Annotated in this window: 16 protein-coding genes; 12 read left to right on the top strand and 4 right to left on the bottom strand. The window is 66.3% G+C overall.

The annotated features are described in order from the left end of the window. Window positions 1-377: 377 nt before the first annotated feature. The 4 genes from aceE (at window position 378) to lpdA (ending at window position 7,454) form a co-directional block, all read left to right on the top strand. The gene (gene aceE / locus ACEI37_RS17550) at window positions 378-3,065 is read left to right on the top strand and encodes a pyruvate dehydrogenase (acetyl-transferring), homodimeric type (protein ID WP_373379955.1); all 2,688 of its coding nucleotides are present in this window, start codon (window positions 378-380) and stop codon (window positions 3,063-3,065) included. Window positions 3,066-3,233: 168 nt separating this feature from the next. Then, the gene (gene aceF / locus ACEI37_RS17555) at window positions 3,234-4,901 is read left to right on the top strand and encodes a dihydrolipoyllysine-residue acetyltransferase (RefSeq protein WP_373379956.1); all 1,668 of its coding nucleotides are present in this window, start codon (window positions 3,234-3,236) and stop codon (window positions 4,899-4,901) included. A gap of 72 nt (window positions 4,902-4,973) precedes the next feature. Beyond that, window positions 4,974-5,636, top strand: coding sequence for an MFS transporter (locus ACEI37_RS17560; protein ID WP_373379957.1), 663 nt, complete (start codon window positions 4,974-4,976; stop codon window positions 5,634-5,636). Between the two features lie 33 nt (window positions 5,637-5,669). Beyond that, window positions 5,670-7,454: a dihydrolipoyl dehydrogenase gene (lpdA, locus tag ACEI37_RS17565; RefSeq protein WP_373379958.1), complete on the top strand. Its 1,785-nt coding sequence runs from the start codon at window positions 5,670-5,672 to the stop codon at window positions 7,452-7,454. Between the two features lie 360 nt (window positions 7,455-7,814). Here lpdA and phaP1 read toward each other — a convergent pair whose 3' ends face one another. Then, window positions 7,815-8,393, bottom strand: a complete 579-nt coding sequence (gene phaP1 / locus ACEI37_RS17570) for a TIGR01841 family phasin PhaP1 (protein WP_115706660.1) — start codon at window positions 8,391-8,393, stop codon at window positions 7,815-7,817. A 367-nt stretch (window positions 8,394-8,760) separates the two neighbouring features. Between phaP1 and ACEI37_RS17575 the strand changes: the two genes are divergently transcribed. From ACEI37_RS17575 to pbpG, 5 genes are all read left to right on the top strand, one after another. Continuing rightward, a complete protein-coding gene (locus tag ACEI37_RS17575; RefSeq protein ID WP_373379959.1) occupies window positions 8,761-9,687 on the top strand; it encodes a histone deacetylase in 927 nt (308 codons plus the stop codon). Further along, window positions 9,684-10,610: a DMT family transporter gene (locus tag ACEI37_RS17580; protein WP_373379960.1), complete on the top strand. Its 927-nt coding sequence runs from the start codon at window positions 9,684-9,686 to the stop codon at window positions 10,608-10,610. Before ACEI37_RS17575 ends, ACEI37_RS17580 begins: the two co-directional genes overlap by 4 nt. Before the next feature lie 84 nt (window positions 10,611-10,694). After that, window positions 10,695-11,153: an acyl-CoA thioesterase gene (locus ACEI37_RS17585; protein ID WP_373379961.1), complete on the top strand. Its 459-nt coding sequence runs from the start codon at window positions 10,695-10,697 to the stop codon at window positions 11,151-11,153. Window positions 11,154-11,169: 16 nt separating this feature from the next. After that, entirely contained in the window at window positions 11,170-11,892 is a 723-nt protein-coding gene (locus ACEI37_RS17590) for a nitroreductase (protein WP_373379962.1), read from the top strand. Window positions 11,893-12,164: 272 nt separating this feature from the next. After that, complete coding sequence (pbpG, locus tag ACEI37_RS17595; RefSeq protein WP_373379963.1) at window positions 12,165-13,400, top strand: D-alanyl-D-alanine endopeptidase; 1,236 nt, start codon at window positions 12,165-12,167, stop codon at window positions 13,398-13,400. 65 nt (window positions 13,401-13,465) lie between these two features. On the opposite strand, the gene ACEI37_RS17600 is transcribed toward pbpG, so the two are convergent. The 3 genes from ACEI37_RS17600 to ACEI37_RS17610 all read right to left on the bottom strand — a co-directional run bounded on the left by ACEI37_RS17600 (window position 13,466) and on the right by ACEI37_RS17610 (window position 16,569). Continuing rightward, window positions 13,466-14,878 (bottom strand): FAD-binding oxidoreductase, encoded by a 1,413-nt coding sequence (locus tag ACEI37_RS17600; RefSeq protein WP_373379964.1) that lies wholly within the window; start codon window positions 14,876-14,878, stop codon window positions 13,466-13,468. Window positions 14,879-14,893: 15 nt separating this feature from the next. Then, a complete protein-coding gene (locus ACEI37_RS17605) occupies window positions 14,894-15,643 on the bottom strand; it encodes a FadR/GntR family transcriptional regulator (RefSeq protein ID WP_373379965.1) in 750 nt (249 codons plus the stop codon). Between the two features lie 140 nt (window positions 15,644-15,783). Further along, window positions 15,784-16,569 carry an IclR family transcriptional regulator gene (locus ACEI37_RS17610; protein ID WP_012352591.1) on the bottom strand — a complete coding sequence of 262 codons (786 nt, stop codon included), beginning with the start codon at window positions 16,567-16,569 and terminating at the stop codon, window positions 15,784-15,786. A gap of 236 nt (window positions 16,570-16,805) precedes the next feature. Between ACEI37_RS17610 and ACEI37_RS17615 the strand changes: the two genes are divergently transcribed. From ACEI37_RS17615 to ACEI37_RS17625, 3 genes are read left to right on the top strand one after another with little or no spacing between them, the layout of a single operon-like run. Next, window positions 16,806-17,531, top strand: coding sequence for a (Fe-S)-binding protein (locus tag ACEI37_RS17615; RefSeq protein WP_373379966.1), 726 nt, complete (start codon window positions 16,806-16,808; stop codon window positions 17,529-17,531). Window positions 17,532-17,561: 30 nt separating this feature from the next. Then, complete coding sequence (locus ACEI37_RS17620) at window positions 17,562-18,974, top strand: LutB/LldF family L-lactate oxidation iron-sulfur protein (protein WP_373379967.1); 1,413 nt, start codon at window positions 17,562-17,564, stop codon at window positions 18,972-18,974. Beyond that, window positions 18,971-19,240 (top strand): hypothetical protein, encoded by a 270-nt coding sequence (locus ACEI37_RS17625; RefSeq protein ID WP_373379968.1) that lies wholly within the window; start codon window positions 18,971-18,973, stop codon window positions 19,238-19,240. The genes ACEI37_RS17620 and ACEI37_RS17625 overlap by 4 nt, the downstream gene beginning before the upstream one ends. The last annotated feature ends 24 nt before the right edge of the window (window positions 19,241-19,264 follow it).

Genomic DNA, 19,264 nt, shown 5'->3' on the forward strand with positions numbered 1-19,264 from the left:
CGTCGCTTGGGGAAAGCGCCAATGAAATCCCGGCGCCGCGTGCCGGCGCTAGCCGGATGAAGGCACGGGGCATGCGGCTTCTGCAGTGATTCTTGGTGCGCTGCCGCATAATTCCACATTATAAAAAACGATATCGCAATTTGAAAATTTCCCTTGTGCTCGACATTGGGCTTCCATAGAATCGGTCCGACCCAAGAATGCGGGCGGTAGCCATGCGCCTGCCGCGCGGAGAAACCGGAACAGGTTTCCCGGCGGCGGCCCCGATGCAAGGCGGCAATGGCGCCGATCCTCCGCAAGTCGGTGCGAGTCATACGTTGAGTCGTGTCCGGCGCTGCCAGCGCGGACGCGGAAGCCAAGAATTCACCCAGGAGACAGTCATGTCCGCCGTACCAGAGCAGATCCTCGGCGCCTCGAGCGCCAACGACGCCGATCCCCAGGAAACCCATGAATGGCTCGACGCCCTGCAGGGCGTGCTGGCCGCCGAAGGCCCGGCGCGCGCCGCCTTCCTGATCGACAAGCAGATCGAATACGCCCGCGTGAACGGCGTGACCCAGCCGTTCCACGCTGAGACCCAGTACATCAACACCATCCCGGTCGAGCAGCAGGCCCGCATCCCCGGCGACCAGGACATCGAGCACCGGATCCGCTCGTACACCCGCTGGAACGCCATGGCGATGGTGCTGCGCGCCAACAAGCACACCAACGTCGGCGGCCATATCTCGTCGTTCGCGTCGGCGGCCACGCTGTACGACGTCGGCTACAACCACTTCTGGCGCGCCCCGTCGGAGCAGAGCGGCGGCGACCTGGTCTTCGTGCAGGGCCACTCGGCGCCGGGCGTGTACTCGCGCGCCTTCCTGCTGGGCCGCCTGACGCCCGACCAGCTCGATAACTTCCGCCAGGAAGTCGACGGCAAGGGCATCTCGTCGTATCCGCACCCGTGGCTGATGCCGGACTTCTGGCAGTTCCCGACGGTGTCGATGGGCCTGGGCCCGATCATGGCCATCTACCAGGCCCGCTTCATGAAGTACCTGGACAGCCGCGGCCTGGCCAAGGCCGGCGACCGCAAGGTCTGGGCCTTCCTGGGCGATGGCGAGACCGACGAGCCGGAATCGCTGGGCGCGATCGGCATGGCCGGCCGCGAGAAGCTCGACAACCTGGTGTTCGTCATCAACTGCAACCTGCAGCGCCTGGACGGCCCGGTGCGCGGCAACGGCAAGATCATCCAGGAACTGGAGTCCGAGTTCCGCGGCGCCGGCTGGAACGTGATCAAGGTGGTGTGGGGCAGCAAGTGGGACGCGCTGCTGGCGCGCGACACCAAGGGCCTGCTGATGAAGCGCATGATGGAATGCGTGGACGGCGAGTACCAGACCATGAAGGCCAAGGACGGCGCCTACGTGCGCGAGCACTTCTTCAACACGCCCGAGCTGAAGGCGATGGTCGCCGACTGGTCCGACGAGGACATCTGGCGCCTGAACCGCGGCGGCCACGACCCGCACAAGATCTACGCCGCCTACAAGGCCGCCAGCGAGCACAAGGGCCAGCCCACGCTGATCCTGGCCAAGACCATCAAGGGCTATGGCATGGGCGACGCCGGCCAGGCCATGAACGTCGCGCACCAGCAGAAGAAGATGCCGGTCGACGCGATCCGCAAGTTCCGCGACCAGTTCAACATCCCGGTCGCCGACGAGCAGCTGGAAGACGTGCCGTACATCACCTTCGAGGAAGGCTCGAAGGAACTGGAATACATGCGCCAGGCGCGCATGAACCTGGGTGGCTACCTGCCGGCGCGCCGGCAGAAGGCCGAAGCGCTGCCGGTGCCGGAGCTGAAGGCGTTCGAAGCGCTGCTCAAGGCCACCGGCGAAGGCCGCGAAGTGTCCACCACCATGGCTTTCGTGCGGATCCTGAACACGCTGCTGAAGGACAAGCAGATCGGCAAGCACGTGGTGCCTATCGTCCCGGACGAGTCGCGCACCTTCGGCATGGAAGGCCTGTTCCGCCAGGTCGGCATCTGGAACCAGGAAGGCCAGAAGTACGTGCCGGAAGACCATGACCAGCTGATGTTCTACAAGGAATCGCAGACTGGCCAGGTGCTGCAGGAAGGCATCAACGAAGCCGGCGCCATGTGCGACTGGATCGCTGCCGCGACGTCGTACTCGACCCACGGCGTGCAGATGATCCCGTTCTACATCTACTACTCGATGTTCGGCATCCAGCGTATCGGCGACCTGTGCTGGGCCGCCGCCGACATGCGCTCGCGCGGCTTCCTGCTGGGCGGCACCGCCGGCCGCACCACGCTGAACGGCGAAGGCCTGCAGCATGAAGATGGCCATTCGCACGTGTTCCACGCCGTCATCCCCAACTGCATCTCGTACGATCCGACCTTCCAGTACGAACTGGCGGTGATCATGCAGGACGGCCTGCGCCGCATGTACGCCGAGCAGGAAGACGTCTACTACTACCTGACGGTGATGAACGAAAACTACGAGCATCCGGAAATGCCGGCTGGCGTAGAGCAGGACATCGTCAAGGGCATGTACCAGTTCCGCAAGGGCGTCGAGAACAGCAACGCGCCGCGCGTGCAGCTGCTGGGCTCGGGCACGATCTTCCGCGAGGTGATCGCCGCCGCCGAGCTGCTGAAGAAGGACTGGGGCGTCGAGTCCGACCTGTGGGGCTGCCCCAGCTTCACCGAGCTGGCGCGCGACGGCCAGGCTGCCGAGCGCTACAACCTGCTGCATCCGGCCGAGACCCAGCGCGAAGCCTTTGTTACGCAGAAGCTGAAGTCGGCCCGCGGCCCGGTGATCGCCTCGACCGACTATGTGCGCGCCTTCGCCGAGCAGATCCGTCCGTACGTGCCGCGCCGCTACGTGGTGCTGGGCACCGACGGCTTCGGCCGCTCGGACACGCGCGAGAAGCTGCGCCACTTCTTCGAAGTGGACCGCTACTGGGTTACGCTGGCCGCGCTCAAGGCGCTGGCCGACGAGGGTGCGATCGGCCGCGACAAGGTCGCCGAGGCCATCAAGAAGTACAACCTCGACCCGAACAAGCCCAACCCGATGTCGGTCTGATCCGGCAGCCTGCACCCACCCCCCGCAGTACGGCAGCGCCGTGCCGCGGGCGCCCCGGGCATCGTCCCGATGGCGCCTTGCGGCACGGCGGCGTGACAGAAGCGGGCGGCGAAGGTAATCTCGCCGCTTGCGGACGTCGCGCGTGCCGGCCTGCTCAGGAGACACTGAATGAGTCAAGCGATTGAAATCAAGGTGCCGGATATCGGCGACTATGACGCCGTTCCCGTCATTGAAGTGCATGTGAAACCCGGCGACAGCATCGACGCGGAAGACGCGCTGGTGACGCTGGAGTCGGACAAGGCCACCATGGACGTGCCCTCGCCGCAGGCCGGCGTGGTCAAGGACGTCAAGATCAAGGTCGGCGACAACGTGGCCGAAGGCTCGGTGCTGGTGATGCTGGAGCCGGCCGGCCAGGCCGCTGCCGCACCCGCACCGGCCCCGGCCGCTGCGCCCGCTCCCGCGCCGGCACCTGCCGCGGCGGCTCCGGCCCCTGCACCCGCGCCGGCTCCCGCCGCGGCCCCGGCCGGCGCCGGTGGCACCATCGAAGTCAAGGTGCCCGATATCGGCGACTACGACGCGGTGCCCGTGATCGAAGTCCACGTCAAGCCGGGCGATACCATCAGCGCGGAAGACGCGGTGGTGACGCTGGAATCGGACAAGGCCACCATGGACGTGCCCTCGCCGCAGGGCGGCGTGGTCAAGGAAGTCAAGGTCAAGGTCGGCGACAACGTGTCGGAAGGCACGCTGCTGCTGATCCTGGAAGGCGCGGCCACCGCCGCTGCTGCCGCACCGGCCGCTGCCGCCGCGGCACCGGCTCCCGCCGCCAGCGCCCCCGCCCCGGCGCCGGCTGCTGCGCCCGCGCCCGCGCCGGCCGCACCGGCTGCCGCGGCCGCCGCTGCCGGCGCAACCGGCAAGGCCGCCCATGCCAGCCCCTCGGTGCGCAAGTTCGCGCGCGAGCTGGGCGTCGATGTCTCGCGCGTGCCGGGCACCGGTCCCAAGGGCCGCATCACCCAGGAAGACGTGCAGAACTACGTCAAGGGCGTGATGACCGGCCAGGCCGCCGCGCCGGCCCAGGCTGCCGCAGCCGGCGCCGGTGGTGGCGAGCTCGGCCTGCTGCCGTGGCCGAAGGTCGATTTCACCCGCTTCGGCGAGGTCGAAAGCAAAGCCCTGTCGCGCATCAAGAAGATCTCGGGTGCCAACCTGCACCGCAACTGGGTCATGATCCCGCACGTCACCAACCATGACGAAGCGGACATCACCGAGCTCGAGGCCTTCCGCGTGCAGCTGAACAAGGAGAACGAGAAGGCCGGCATCAAGGTGACCATGCTGGCGTTCATGATCAAGGCCACGGTCGCGGCGCTGAAGAAGTTCCCGAACTTCAATGCGTCCCTGGACGGCGACAATCTGGTGCTGAAGAAATACTTCAACATCGGCTTCGCCGCCGACACCCCGAACGGCCTGGTCGTGCCGGTGATCAAGGACGCCGACAAGAAGGGCGTGCTCGAGATCAGCCAGGAAATGAGCGAGCTGGCCAAGCTGGCGCGCGACGGCAAGCTCAAGCCCGACCAGATGCAGGGCGGCTGCTTCTCGATCTCGTCGCTGGGCGGCCTCGGTGGCACGTACTTTACGCCGATCATCAATGCGCCCGAAGTGGCCATCATGGGCGTATGCAAGTCGTACATGAAGCCGGTGTGGGACGGCAAGCAGTTCGCGCCGCGCCTGACGCTGCCGCTGTCGCTGTCGTGGGACCACCGCGTCATCGACGGTGCCGAGGCCGCGCGCTTCAACACCTACTTCGCGCAATTGCTGGCGGACTTCCGCCGCATCCTGCTCTAAGCGGGGTGGCGCCGCGCGGGCAGGGCGAAGTCCCGGGCCGCGCGGCGCGCCACGCGCAACCGGGAGCAAGCCATGACTACCTGTGTTGTCGTCAGGAAGGGCGCCGAGGTGGCGATCGCGGCCGACGCGCTCGTGACCTTCGGCGATACGCGCCTGTCCCGCGCGTACGAGCGCAACCAGAAGGTGTTTCCGGTGGGCGACGGCTTTATCGCGCTGGCCGGGACCACGGCGCACTTCCCGGTGATGCGCACGCTGCTGGCGGGGTTGGGCGACGAGTGCCGGCTGGGCTCGCGCGACGACGTGTTCCGCACCTTCCTGAAGGTGCACGAGAAGCTGAAGTCGGACTACTTCGTCAATACCAAGGAAGACGATGACGATCCCTACGAGTCGTCGCAGATCGTATGCCTGATCGCCAATCCGGCGGGCATCTTCGGCGTCTACTCGTATCGCGAGGTGTTTTCGTTCGACCGCTTCTGGGGCATCGGCTCGGGCCGCAACTATGCGCTGGGCGCGATGCACGCGGTCTATGACCGGCCGGACCTCGGCGCGGGCGAGATCGCGCGCATCGGCGTCGATGCCGGCGTGGAGTTCGACAAGAGCTCGGCCGGACCGATCGAGGTGCATACCGTGCGGCTGCGCGAGCAGGATGCCACGGCGTCCGCGGACCAGGACGATGGCGCGGACGGCAGTCCGGCGGGCGGCAACGCAGCAACCAACAACGACGGCGCGCCCTGAAGCCGAGAGGCGGGCGCGCATAGAGGAGCAAATATGAGTGTGATCGAAGTCAAGGTGCCGGATATCGGCGATTTCGATGCGGTGGAAGTGATCGAGGTGCTGGTCAAGGCCGGCGACACGGTCGAGGTGGAGCAGTCGCTGATCGTGCTGGAATCCGACAAGGCCAGCATGGATGTGCCCTCGTCGGCCGCCGGCAAGGTGGTCGACGTCAAGGTCAAGGTCGGCGACAAGGTGGGCCAGGGCGCGGTGATCTGCACCATCGAGGCCCAGGCTGGAGCAGCCGCCGCGCCTGCGCAGGCACCGGCCCCGGCACCCGCGCAGGCCCCTGCGCCCGCCCCCGCAGCAGCGCCCGCGCCGGCGGCCGCCAGCCATGCCGGCGGTGCCGATATCCAGTGCGAGGTGCTGGTGCTGGGCGCCGGCCCCGGCGGCTACTCGGCCGCCTTCCGCGCCGCCGACCTGGGCATGAATACCGTGCTGGTGGAGCGCTACGGCACGCTCGGCGGGGTCTGCCTGAACGTGGGCTGCATCCCGTCCAAGGCGCTGCTGCACAACGCCGCGGTGATCGACGAGGCCAAGGCGCTGGCCGCCCACGGCATCCTGTTCGGCGAAGCCAAGATCGACCTGGACGGCCTGCGCCACTACAAGAACCAGGTGGTCGGCAAGCTGACCGGCGGCCTGGCCGGCATGGCCAAGGCGCGCAAGGTGCAGGTGGTGCGCGGCGTCGGCAATTTCCTCGACCCGCATCACCTGGAAGTGGAACTGACCGAAGGCGAAGGCAAGCAGACCACCGGCAAGAAGACCGTGATCCGCTTCGACAAGGCCATCATCGCCGCCGGAAGCCAGGCGGTTAAGCTGCCCTTCATCCCGGAAGACCCGCGCATCGTCGACTCGACCGGCGCGCTGGAGCTGCCGGAAGTGCCCAACAAGATGCTGGTCATCGGCGGCGGCATCATCGGCCTGGAAATGGCGACGGTGTACAGCACGCTGGGTGCCGACATCGATATCGTCGAAATGCTGCCGGGCCTGATGAACGGCGCCGACCGCGACCTGGTCAAGGTCTGGGAAAAGAAGAACAAGGACCGCTTCGGCAAGGTGATGCTGAACACCAAGACGGTCGCGGTAGAAGCCAAGCCGGACGGAATCTATGTCAAGTTCGAGGGCGAGCAGGCGCCGGCCGAGGCGCAGCGCTATGACCTGGTGCTGGTGTCGGTGGGCCGCTCGCCCAACGGCAAGCGCATCAGCGCCGAAAAGGCCGGCGTTGCCGTGACCGAGCGCGGCTTTATCGACGTCGACAAGCAGATGCGCACCAACGTGCCGCACATCTATGCGATCGGCGATATCGTCGGCCAGCCGATGCTGGCACACAAGGCGGTGCACGAAGCCCACGTGGCCGCCGAGGCCGCGCACGGCGAAAAGGCCTTCTTCGATGCCAAGCAGATCCCGTCGGTGGCCTTTACCGATCCGGAAGTGGCCTGGGCCGGCCTGACCGAGGACGAGTGCAAGGCGCAGGGCATCAACTACAGCAAGGGCGTGTTCCCGTGGGCCGCTTCGGGCCGCGCCATCGCCAACGGCCGCGACGAGGGCTTCACCAAGCTGATCTTCGACGAGGAAACGCATCGCGTGATCGGCGGCGGCATCGTCGGCACGCATGCCGGCGACCTGATCAGCGAAGTGTGCCTGGCGATCGAGATGGGCGCCGACGCGGTCGATATCGGCAAGACCATCCATCCGCACCCGACGCTGGGCGAGTCGATCGGCATGGCGGCCGAGATCTACGAAGGCACGTGTACCGACGTGCCGCCGCCGCGCAAGCGTTGAGTCGCTGTCCGCTGCGATGACAAAGCCCGCCATGATGGCGGGCTTTGTTTTGCATGATTTCGCAATTAACCGCCTTCACTTATCAGCGCCAATATTTGGCGGCTTGCAGCGAGAGGGGGAAAGCGCAGCGCGAAAGCCCGGCTGAGGCGAGAGCCAAAAAAAACCCGACCTGTAGAGGTCGGGTTTAACGATACCTTTGGACAAGGAGACCGCGGTACCGAGGAGACATCGGCAGACAAGGCAGCGCCGGGGCCGGTCGGTCGGGGCACTTCCTTCATCGTTGGCAAAGCCCACGGCATCGCATGGCGATGGGCTTTGCCAACGGACCGGCCGCAGCCGGTCCATCTTCAACACTGGCTATCAGGCAGCAGTAGCCTTCTTCGCCGTGGCCGTGCGGGCCGTGGCGCTGGCTTGCTGGGCAGCCTTGGTGGCAGCCGAGGCGGCGGCCTGGAAGTTGGTTTCAGCGATTTCGACCGCTTGCTTGGTCGCCTTCTGCACCGACTCGTAGGCGTTGTTGGCAGCGGAGATCGCCGACTTCACGATGGCCACGGTCGATTCCGAACCGGCCGGGGCGTTCTTGGCGAAGTTCTCGACCAGGGCCTGGACGTTCTTCGAGCCTTCGGCCAGCTGGGCCTCGGCCACCTTGGCGAATTCGCTCTGGGTTTCCGAAGCGATCTCGTACAGGTGACGGGTGTAGGCCAGGGTCTTTTCGGCGACCGGTTGCACGGCTGCGGCCTGGATCGCCAGCAGTTCCTGGGCGTCCTTGGCCGACAGCGCCTTCTTGGCGTTGTCGACGTTTTCGGCGAAGGTGGTCTTGACGACCTGCAGGTTCAGTTCGACGAGCTTTTCGACGCCTTCAAACGCCTTGGTGGTCAGGCCGAACAGCGTTTCGAGGTTAGCCTTTTGTGCTGCTGCGACTTGTTCCGGGGTGAGGATCATTGCTGGTCTCCAGTGGTGAACTTCAAGGTCAAGCAAATTAAGCCGCCTAGATGTCAGGGCCGTGACGGTGTTTTGCCCGTTTCGGCCAGCCCAGGCGTGTGGGTGGGTCAGGGCGCCAATCCGCTTGTGCGTTTGTTTGTGCGCCGCAACAAGCCGTATTTTAGGGGCGACCAAATCAATGTCAAGGAAATTTTGTGCGTTGCACAAAAATCGGGTTCGACATGGCTTGCTGTAAGTGGCGTCATAGCCATTCCTGCCCCCGCGGGCACTGCCCGGACAGGGGTGCTACCATGCCAGGCTGCCCGCGCCGGTACGGCCGGCCGAGGCCGGAACACCAACAAAATCAGGATCGCCCAGGCCTCTTGCCATGCTCGCTTTCTACGCCGACCACTTCGTGCTGCCATTGCCGCCCGGACATCGCTTCCCCATGCGCAAGTACAGCATGCTGCGCGACGCGGTGTCGGTGCAGGTGCCGGGGCTGCGCCTGTCCGAGGCGCCGCGTGCCGGAGACGATGCGCTGCTGCTGGCCCACACGACGGAATATGTAGTGGCGGCCTCGGCCGGCACGCTCGACGCGGCGCGCCAGCGCGAGATCGGCTTTCCCTGGTCCGAAGCGATGGTGGAGCGCTCGCGCCGTTCGGCGGGCGCGACCATCGAGGCCTGCCGCAGTGCGCTGCGTGAAGGCATAGCCGTGAACCTGGCGGGCGGCACGCACCACGCGTACGCCGACAAGGGCGGCGGCTTCTGCGTCTTCAACGATGCCGCGATCGCCGCGCGCGTGCTGCAGCGCGACGGCGCGGTGCGCCGCGTGGCGGTGGTCGACCTCGACGTGCATCAGGGCAACGGCACCGCATCGATCCTGCACGGCGACCCGTCGGTATTCACGCTGTCGCTGCACGGCGAGAAGAACTACCCGTTCCGCAAGGAAGCCAGCGATCTCGACGTCGGCCTGCCGGATGGCTGCGACGACGAGGCTTACGCGCAGGCGCTGCAGGCCGCGCTGGACACGCTGTTCCGGCGCTTCGAGCCGGACCTGCTGATTTACCTGGCCGGCGCGGACCCGCACGAGGGCGACCGGCTCGGGCGGTTGAAACTGACCATGGCTGGCCTGGCACGGCGCGACCGCCTCGTGTTCGACGCCGCGCACGCCCGCCGCCTGCCGGTGGCGGTGACCATGGCCGGCGGCTATGGCAACCAGATCGAGGACACCGTCGCGGTCCATGCGCAGACGGTGCGGCTTGCCGCGCAGTATCACGCCCGGTACGCGCAACTTGCCGCGCGGCTTGCATCATGAGCGAGATGATCGAGTCGGGCCGCGGCGGCGCGGCCAGCCCGCGCGCCACGCTGTGGGTGGCATCGATGCCGTGGCTGTTCGTGCTGATCTGGAGCACCGGCTTTATCGTCGCCAAATACGGCATGCCGTATGCGGAGCCGATGACGTTCCTGTTCCTGCGCTTTGCCGGCGTGCTGGTGTTGATGGTGCCGTTCGTATTGCTGGCCCGCGTGCCGCTGCCGCGCGTGGCGGGGTCGACCGCGATCGACTGGCGCGCGGTAGGGCATATCGCCGTGGCCGGCCTGCTGCTGCAGGCGGGATACCTCGGCGGCGTCTGGGCGGCGATCAAGCTCGGCATGCCGGCGGGCGTGTCGGCGTTGATCGTCGGCATGCAGCCGATCCTGACCGCGCTGATTGCCACGCGCATGGGCGAGCGCATCGGCACACGCCAGTGGCTGGGCCTGCTGCTGGGCCTTGCGGGCGTGGCGCTGGTGGTGGCGAACAAGCTGGGTACCAGCGGCTTGACGCCGGCCAGCCTCGCGCTGGCCGCCGGCGCCTTGTTCAGCATCACCGTGGGCACGGTCTACCAGCGGCATTTCTGCCCGGTGTTCGACCTGCGCATGGGTTCGGTGATCCAGTTCGCCGCGGCGGCGCTTGCGTGCGTGCCGTTCATGTTCCTGTTCGAGACGCGGGAGGTGCAGTGGACCGCCGCGATGCTCGGCGCGCTGGCATGGTCGGTGGTGGCCTTGTCGATCGGCGCGATCTCGCTGCTGTTCCTGCTGATCCGCCAGGGTGCGGCCACCAAGGTGTCCAGCCTGATGTACCTGACCCCGCCTACCACGGCGGTGATGGCCTGGCTGCTGTTCGGCGAGCGCTTCCCGCCGCTGGCTGCCGCCGGCATGGTGCTGGCCGCGCTGGGTGTCGCGCTTGTCATCCGTCGCTAGCGGCTGCGCGTTCGTATCGCGTGGGCCGCTGGTTCAAAATATTCGCATTTCGTACTGCCTCGCGTCCTGTCCCTCTCTCGCCCCATGAAACCGCAAGCCGAATCGCGCAGTGCCTATCCGTACTTCCAGCCGATCACCACGCGTTGGATGGACAACGATGTCTATGGCCACGTTAACAACGTTGTCTACTACAGTTATTTTGACACCGTGGTGAATACCTACCTGATCCGGCAGGGCGTGCTCGATGTCACGTCGGGCGACACCATCGGGCTGGTGATCGAGACGCAGTGCAACTACTTCTCGTCGCTGAGCTTTCCCGAGACCGTGGTAGCGGGTTTACGCGTAGCCAGGCTGGGCACGTCGAGCGTGCGCTATGAGGTCGGCCTGTTCAGCGGCGACAACGAGGTCGCTGCCGCGCAAGGGCATTTCATCCACGTCTATGTCGATCGCGCTACGCGCCGGCCGGTACCGTTGCCGGGCGCGTTGCGCGAAGCGCTGCTGCCGTTGGTGGCGGCGGGCGCGGTGACGGGCGCACGGGAATAGGGCGGGGCAACAGGAGATGAACAAGATGTCCCACGAGAAGCAACTGGGCTCGCAGGAAGCCGTGGACTGCGTGGATCGCGCAATCCTGACGCGGCGTTCGGTGCGGGCCTTTCTCGATACGCCCGTGCCGCGCAGCACCGTGGAAGAAATCCTGGCGGTGGCCAGCCGCGCGCCGTCCGGCACCAATACGCAGCCGTGGCGCGTCTATGTGCTGTCGGGCGAGGCCAAGGCGAAGCTGTGCGCCGACGTGCTGGCCGCCTATGAAGATCCCGAGCGCGACAGCAAGTACCGCGAGGAGTACCCCTACTATCCGCGCGAATGGGCCGATCCGTATCTGTCGCGGCGGCGCAAGGTCGGCTGGGACCTGTACGGGCTGCTCGAGATCAGCCGCGAGGACAAGGCGCGCATGCACGAACAGCATGCGCGCAACTTCCGTTTCTTCGATGCGCCGGTGGGCATCATCTTTACCATCGACCGCATCATGGAGCAGGGCAGTTGGCTGGACTACGGCATGTTCCTGCAAAGCGTCATGGTCGCCGCCCGCGCACGCGGGCTCGATACCTGCCCGCAGGCGGCGTTTACGCAGTTCCACAAGATCATCGCCAGCCACCTGCGGCTGCCGCCGGAAGAAATGGTGGTGTGCGGCATGTCGCTGGGTTTTGCCGATCCGGAGGCCGTCGCAAACCGCCTCACCACGGAACGGGAGCCGGTCAGTGGGTTTGCGCGTTTTCTTTCATAGTGAAATTTGTTTCAACATGTAACGATGGGCGCCGATATTACAAGAGACTTTTCGTATTGGCTTCGTCGCTGCAAAGGGGTAGCAAGGGTGAGCCGGACTGCGCTTGGGTCGAGCGCGCAGAAGTTCGATAGCGGACGTGACGCATTACGTACTTTTTCCACTATGTGGAAATGTATGTGAATCGAACTTTAAGGAGCGTCTGTAAGTCTTTAATCTTGCTAACAATTTCTTTCTTTCCTACACTAGCGCCATTCCTATGCGCTGAACGAATCATGTTCCGGTCTGATTCCATTTTTTCCAGATTCTTCGGCTCCACACCCTTGTCCGCCGTCGCCGCCGCGGTACTGGTGTCGGTGTCGATGGTCGCGGTGCCCGTGGCCGAAGCGGCCACCAAGGCCTCATCTACGCAAAAAACAAGCAAAAAGCAGGCTACTTCCGCTAAAACCGACAAAAAGAGTGCTGCCAAGCCAGTTGCCAAAAGCGCTCGCAATGCCAAGGTCACCAAGGTCGCCAAGGCTGCCAAGGGCGATGAGGGATCCTCGCGCAAGGTGGTGGTGTTGAAGAAGGGCAAGCGCCACGTCGTGGTGGCGCAGCGGGCCGCCCCGGTGCGGGCGGCGTTTACGCCGTCCAAGCCCTCGCTGGGCGAAGCCATGGGCCTGCGCGACACCGACGATGCCCTGGCCTTGCGCTCGAGCGTCGCTCTGGTGATGGACCAGAACACCAACGAAGTGCTGTTCCAGAAAAACGCCGGCGCCGTGCTGCCGATTGCATCGATCACCAAGCTGATGACCGCGCTGGTGGTGATGGACTCGCGCCTGCCGATGGACGAGGTGCTGACCATCACCGAGGAAGACCGCGACACCGAGAAGCACAGCAGCTCGCGCCTGCGCTTTGGCACGCAGCTGACGCGCCAGGAACTGCTGCTGCTGGCGCTGATGTCGTCCGAGAACCGCGCTGCTTCGGCGCTGGGCCGCCACTACCCGGGCGGCCTGCCGGCCTTTGTGCAGGCGATGAACCGCAAGGCGCGCGAGCTCGGCATGAACGACAGCCATTTCGTCGATTCCAGCGGCCTGTCGAGCAGCAACGTGTCGAGCGCGACCGACCTCGTGCGCATGGTCAATGCCGCCTACCGCAACCCGACCATCCGCGAGTACTCGACCCAGACCGAGCATGAAGTCAACGTGCTGGGCCGCACCCAGCATTACGTCAGCACCAACCGCCTGGTGCGCGGCGGCAACTGGGAGATCGGCCTGCAGAAGACCGGCTTTATCTCCGAGGCCGGCCAGTGCCTGGTGATGCAGGCCCGTGTGCACGGGCGCAACGTGGTGATGGTGTTCCTGGATTCGGCCGGCAAGCTGTCGCGCTTTGCCGATGCCAACCGGGTCAAGGACTGGCTCGAGCATTCGCCGTCGTCGCCGCAACGCGGCTTCCCGTCGTCGCCGAACCTGACGCAGGGTCCGGGCAGCGCCCACGCGGTGCTGGCCTCGCAGCAATCGCGCGGTATCTGAGCCCGCACGCCTGACCGGAAAAAACGCGCCGCATTGCGGCGCGTTTTGCTTTGGTGCGTCAGCGGTCAGAGCAGCTTGCCGGGGTTCATGATCCCGGCCGGGTCGAACACCGACTTAATCTCTCGCATCAGCCGCAATTCCAGCGGATCCTTCACCGCCAGGAAGGCATGGCGCTTGAGCTGGCCGATGCCATGCTCGGCGCTGATGCTGCCGCCGTAGCGCATCACCTCGTCCAGCACCGCATCGGTCACGGCATCGCCTTGCGTGGCCGCCCAGTCTTTGGCGGCGCCGGCCGGACGCGACAGGTTGTAGTGCAGGTTGCCGTCGCCGAAGTGTCCGAACACGAAGGGCCGGATCGCGGCATCGAGTGCGTGCAGCCGTGCCTCCATCGATGCCATGAAGGCGGGGATCTGCTCGATCGGCAGCGATACGTCGTGCTTGAGGTGCGGGCCGTCGGCGCGCTGCGCTTCGGAGATTTCCTCGCGCAGCTTCCACAGTGCCTGCAGTTGCGCCAGGGAAGAGGAGACCGCGGCATCGAGGCACAGCTCGCGCTCCAGCGCCTCGCCGATGACGCGTTCCAGCAGCGCGTTCAGCGCGGCTTCATCGGTAGTATCGGCCAGTTCCACCAGCACGTAGGCGGGGTAGCGCTGCGCGAACGGTTCCTGCACGCCTTCCGCATGCGCGAGCACCAGGTCCAGGCAAGCGCCGGTAAAGAACTCGAAGGCCTGCAGGCGTGCGCCGCATTGCTCGAACAGCAGTTCATAGAGCGCCAGCGACTGCGCGGGCGATGCCACCGCCGCCAGCACCACGCTGCGCGTATCGGTGCGCGGGAACAGGCGCAGCGCCGCCGCGGTGATCACGCCGAGCGTGCCTTCGGAGCCAATCAGCAGTTGCTTCAGGTCGTAGCCGGTATTGTCCTTGCGCAGCGTGCGCAGCCCGTGGAAGACCTCGCCGTTGGGCAGCACGGCCTCGACCCCCAGCACCAGTTCGCGCGTCATGCCGTAGCGCACCACGTTGACGCCGCCGGCATTGGTAGCCAGGTTGCCGCCGATCTGGCACGAGTCCTCGGCGGCCAGCGACAGTGGCAGCAAGCGGTTGGCGTCCTGGGCCGCGCGGCGCAGGTTGCCCAGGATGCAGCCGGCCTCGGCCACCATGGTATTGGCGATGGTGTCGAGCGAGCGCACCGCGTTCATGCGGTCCAGGCTCAGCACCACGTTCTGCGCGCGCGCGTCGGGCGTGGCGCCGCCGCACAGGCCGGTATTGCCGCCGCGCGGCACCACCGGCACCGCGGCTTGCTGGCACAGCGCCAGCGCGCGCGACACTTCGTCGACGGTACGGGGCCGCAGCACGGCCTGGGCCTGGCCGCGGTAGATGCCGCGCCAGTCCGACAGCCACGGCGCGATGTCGTCGGGGTGGGTCAGCGCGGTGTCGGGGCCGAGGGCTTCGGTGAGCCGCTGGGCAAAGGATCCGTTTTGCATGATGGTGGTGTCGTCTCAGGAAAGGGATGCGGGGCTGGGGGCGCCAGGCGCCATCGCTGCGTCGTCGCGCGCGCGTAGCGACAGCCCCAGGCGGCGCGCGGCGCTTTGCAGGTGCGCCACCGCGGCCGCGCGCGCCGCGCCGGCATCGCCGCGGCGGATGGCCGCGACGATGGCCTCGTGTTCGGCATGCACGGTCTCGGACAGGCCGGGCTGGCGCAGCGTATTGGCGCGCGCGGTGGCGACGGCCTGGTGCAGCTGCAGGTTCAGGTACTGCAGCAGCTGGCGGTAGTACGGGTTGTGCGTAGCGGCGGCGATGCCGATATGGAAAGCCGCGTCGAGATCGGCAGCCGGCTGCGGGTCATAGAGCCGGGCCTGCAAGCGCTGCAGCAGCGCGGTCAGAGCGGCCACGTCGTCGTCGGTGCGGCGCACCGCGGCCAGCGCCGCGGCGGCGCCTTCCAGGTCGATGCGCAGGTCGTACAGGTCGGCCAGCTCGCCGGCGTCGAGTTCGGGATCGCGTGGCAGCTGAAAACCGGCTGCGCCGGTGCGCGAGCGCACCGTGCAGCCGACGCCCTGGCGCGACTCGACAAAGCCCTGCGAACGCAGGTGCTCGGTGACTTCACGGATCACGGCGGCGCTGACGCCGTATTGCTCGGCGAGTTGCCGGCCGGTCGGCAGGCGGCTGCCAACCGGGTAGGCGCCGCTTTCTATTTCGGCGCGCAGCTGGCGCGTGACCTGTTCGGTAAGGGTGACGGTGCGGGTTCGCATGACCGTCGATTATAAGGTTTGCTGGTTATCTGAAAACAAAGGGTAAACCCTTTGATCAAGATCCGCCGTTCCTCCAAAGCAAAACGCGCGGACTGCCTTGCTGGCAGCCCGCGCGTAGGCGGTGAAGGGCCGGATGGGCCTCAGGCGGCGGCTTCGGTCACGTAGCCCATGCCGCGCGAGATCTGCAGGGCGGTGTCCTTCAGGTTCTGCAGCCAGCTGTCCTGCAGCCGGTCTGCCGGCGCCGACAGCGACAGGCCGGCCACCAGCCGGCGCGAGTCGTCATAGATGCCGGCGGCGATGCAGCGCACCCCCAGTTCCAGCTCTTCGTTGTCGCGGGCGTAGCCGTTGGTGCGGACCCAGTTGAGTTCGCGTTCCAGCTTGGCCAGGTCGGTGATCGAGGTGCGGGTATGACCGGCCAGCCCGGTGCGGGTGGCGTAGTTGCGCACGCGCGCCGACTCGTCGGCCGCCAGGAACAGCTTGCCCACCGAGGTCAGGTGCAGCGGGGCGCGGCCGCCGATGGCGCGCACCACCTGCATGCCGGAGCGCTCGCTGTACGCGCGCTCGATATAGACGATCTCGTCGCCCTGGCGCACCGACAGGTTGACGGTCTGGCCGGTGACACGGTGCAGTGCGCGCATCGGCGCCAGCGCCGCGTCGCGCACCGACAGGCGCGCCTTGACCAGGTTGCCCAGCTCCAGCAGCCGCATGCCGAGCCGGTAGCTGCCGGGATCGGAGCGGTCGACGAAGCGGCAGGCGACCATGTCGTTGAGGATGCGGTGCGCGGTGGAAGGATGCAGGCCGGTGGCGAGCGACAGCTCTTTCAGGCTGACCGGATCGGCGTGCTGGGCGAGGGCGTCCAGCAGGGTCATCATGCGCTCGATGACCTGGATGGACGTCTTGCCGGGTGACTTGTCTGCGTCGGACATGGTTGGAAAAGTAGAAATGTTGCCTTGCGGCATTTTTAAGCGTCTGCCTGATTCTATCTCGCATCGTGAAAATTTCAATAGGTGAAATGACATTACGGTAAGAAAGCGGCCGTGATGTCGTTGCCCTGGGTGTCGTGCATGGCACCGCATTCATCGCGCCGATGAACGCTTTGTGCGCCACCCGCGGCGCCGAACGCGCATAATTGCGGGGTTTCAGGGTCTGGGAGAAGTCAACAATGCGAGTCGGTCTGTTCCACACCTGCCTGGTGGACCTGATGCGCCCGGAGATCGGTTTTTCGGTGCTCAAGCTGCTGGAAGCCGCTGGCTACGAGGTCATGGTGCCCGAGGCGCAGACCTGCTGCGGCCAGCCGGCCTACAACTCGGGGGAGCGTGCGGTGTCGCGCGACCTGGCCGAGAAATTCCTGCGCGAGTTCGAGATGTTCGACTACATCGTGGTGCCGTCGGGGAGTTGCGGCGGCATGATCCGCCACCACTACGCCGATCTGTTGCGCGACGATCCGGAACTGAATGGCCGCTACGAGCGCCTGCGCGAACGCGTGTTCGAGCTGACCGACTTCCTCGCCAACGTGGCCCGGATCGAGACCCTGCCGTCGACCTTCTCGGGCCAGGTCACCTACCACGATTCCTGTTCCGGTCTGCGTGAACTCGGAGTCAAGCAGCAGCCGCGCGCCTTGCTGTCGCGCCTGCCCGGCGTGCAGCTGACCGAGATGAAGGACTGCGAGGCCTGCTGCGGTTTCGGCGGCACCTTCTCGGTCAAGTACGGCAATATCTCCACGGCCATCGTCGACGAGAAGTGCGCCAACATCCAGGCCACCGGCGCCGATGCCGTGGTGCTGGGCGACCTGGGCTGCATGCTCAATATCGAAGGCCGCCTGCGCCGCACCGGCGACAGCCGCACCCGCGTGCTGCATATCGCTCAGGTGCTGGCAGGCGACGCCTGACCGCGACGACACCATCAGGAATTCGCCACGATGCAAGTCCACAGCATGGAATTCAAGGCGCGCGCCGGGCAGAAGCTGGCCGACCAGCGCCTGCAGCAGAACCTGAAGAAGCTTTCGACCAAGTTCGTCACGGCGCGCGCCGATGCGATCCGCGATATCGATTTCGATGCCACGCGCGAGGCCCTGAAAGAGCGCCGCAACCGCGCGCTGGAAAACCTCGACGTCTGGCTGGCCACGTTCGAAGAGAACGCCACTCGCCGCGGCGCCACCGTGCTGTTTGCCGAAACCACCGCCGATGCCGCGCGACTGGTCGCGGAGATCGCGCAGAAGCACGGCGTCAAGAAGGTCATCAAGAGCAAGTCGATGGTGACCGAGGAAATGCGCCTGAACCAGGTGCTGGGCGAGATGGGCGTACAGAGCATCGAGACCGACCTGGGCGAGTACATCCTGCAGATCAACGACTCGGAGCCGCCGTCGCACATCATTGCGCCGGTGGTGCACAAGGACAAGGACGAGATCGCCGACCTGTTTGCGAAGGTCCACCACAAGCCGCGCCTGACCGAGATCCCGGAAATGACGCGCGAAGCGCGCGAAGTGCTGCGCCCGGAATTCCTCAGCGCCGACATGGGCGTCACCGGCGGCAACTTCATCATCGCGGAGACCGGCTCGGTGGCAGTGGTCACCAACGAGGGCAATGAAGGCATGTGCACGGTGATGCCGCGCGTGCACGTGGCGGTGACCGGCATCGAAAAGGTGCTGCCGACGCTGGAAGACCTGGCCACGGTGATGCGGCTGCTGCCGCGCTCGGCCACCGGCCAGGCGATTTCCAACTACTTTTCGCTGCTGACCGGGCCGCGCGCCGAGGGCGAGCGCGACGGTCCCGAGCATATGTATTTCGTACTGGTCGACGGAGGCCGCAGCGGACTGATCGGCGGCGACTTCCAGGAGATGCTGCGCTGCATTCGCTGCGGCGCCTGCATGAACCACTGCCCGGTGTACCAGAAGATCGGCGGCCATGCTTATGGCTGGGTCTATCCCGGCCCGATGGGCAGCGTGCTGACGCCCAGCTACGTCGGGCTGGCCAACACCGTCGACCTGCCGCAGGCGGCCACCATGTGCGGCGAATGCAATCGCGTCTGCCCGGCGTCGATCCCGTTGTCCGACCTGCTGCGCAAGCTGCGCGAAAAGCAGATGGAACGTGGCCTGCGGCCGTGGCAGGAGCGCTTTGCGCTGAAGGCCTGGGGCTACGTGGCGAAGCGGCCCGAACTCTATGCGCTGACTGCACGCATCGGCGCCTGGCTGCTGGGCCGCATGGGCGGCAGCAACGGACTCATTGCCAGCCTGCCGCTGGCGGGCAAGGGCTGGACCGAAACACGCGACATGCCGGCGCCCTCGGGCCGCACGTTCCGCGAACTCTACAAGGAAAGGAGGGCGCGTTCATGAGCGCTGAGAATTCGGAAGCGCTGGCGCGCATGCGCGCCGCGCTGGACCAGCACGTGGCCGGCGCAAAGCCCGCGCAAGACCTGGTGCGCGAATGGCGCGACGCCGGCAGCGCGCTGGCCTTGCCGCCGGTCTACGGCCAGGCCATGGAAGAACTGCTGCGCCGGCTGGAGATGGCGGCGGTGTTCGCGCAGGACAGCTGCTCGTTTTCCAGCACGGCGGTCACCGACCAGCTGGCGCGGTGGCTGGACAAGGCGGCGATGGCCTGAGTCCTTCACGCTTGGCCGCGGCCC

The sequence above is a fragment of the Cupriavidus nantongensis genome, assembly GCF_041726985.1.
GTDB classification, from domain to species: domain Bacteria; phylum Pseudomonadota; class Gammaproteobacteria; order Burkholderiales; family Burkholderiaceae; genus Cupriavidus; species Cupriavidus nantongensis_A.

Excerpts from the sequence above, each read along its gene's own strand:
- aceE (WP_373379955.1), top strand. The coding sequence starts at position 378 with ATGTCCGCCGTACCAGAGCAGATCCTCGGCGCCTCGAGCGCCAACGAC.
- aceF (WP_373379956.1), top strand. The coding sequence starts at position 3,234 with ATGAGTCAAGCGATTGAAATCAAGGTGCCGGATATCGGCGACTATGAC.
- ACEI37_RS17560 (WP_373379957.1), top strand. The coding sequence starts at position 4,974 with ATGACTACCTGTGTTGTCGTCAGGAAGGGCGCCGAGGTGGCGATCGCG.
- lpdA (WP_373379958.1), top strand. The coding sequence starts at position 5,670 with ATGAGTGTGATCGAAGTCAAGGTGCCGGATATCGGCGATTTCGATGCG.
- phaP1 (WP_115706660.1), bottom strand. The coding sequence starts at position 8,393 with ATGATCCTCACCCCGGAACAAGTCGCAGCAGCACAAAAGGCTAACCTC.
- ACEI37_RS17575 (WP_373379959.1), top strand. The coding sequence starts at position 8,761 with ATGCTCGCTTTCTACGCCGACCACTTCGTGCTGCCATTGCCGCCCGGA.
- ACEI37_RS17580 (WP_373379960.1), top strand. The coding sequence starts at position 9,684 with ATGAGCGAGATGATCGAGTCGGGCCGCGGCGGCGCGGCCAGCCCGCGC.
- ACEI37_RS17585 (WP_373379961.1), top strand. The coding sequence starts at position 10,695 with ATGAAACCGCAAGCCGAATCGCGCAGTGCCTATCCGTACTTCCAGCCG.
- ACEI37_RS17590 (WP_373379962.1), top strand. The coding sequence starts at position 11,170 with ATGAACAAGATGTCCCACGAGAAGCAACTGGGCTCGCAGGAAGCCGTG.
- pbpG (WP_373379963.1), top strand. The coding sequence starts at position 12,165 with ATGTTCCGGTCTGATTCCATTTTTTCCAGATTCTTCGGCTCCACACCC.
- ACEI37_RS17600 (WP_373379964.1), bottom strand. The coding sequence starts at position 14,878 with ATGCAAAACGGATCCTTTGCCCAGCGGCTCACCGAAGCCCTCGGCCCC.
- ACEI37_RS17605 (WP_373379965.1), bottom strand. The coding sequence starts at position 15,643 with ATGCGAACCCGCACCGTCACCCTTACCGAACAGGTCACGCGCCAGCTG.
- ACEI37_RS17610 (WP_012352591.1), bottom strand. The coding sequence starts at position 16,569 with ATGTCCGACGCAGACAAGTCACCCGGCAAGACGTCCATCCAGGTCATC.
- ACEI37_RS17615 (WP_373379966.1), top strand. The coding sequence starts at position 16,806 with ATGCGAGTCGGTCTGTTCCACACCTGCCTGGTGGACCTGATGCGCCCG.
- ACEI37_RS17620 (WP_373379967.1), top strand. The coding sequence starts at position 17,562 with ATGCAAGTCCACAGCATGGAATTCAAGGCGCGCGCCGGGCAGAAGCTG.
- ACEI37_RS17625 (WP_373379968.1), top strand. The coding sequence starts at position 18,971 with ATGAGCGCTGAGAATTCGGAAGCGCTGGCGCGCATGCGCGCCGCGCTG.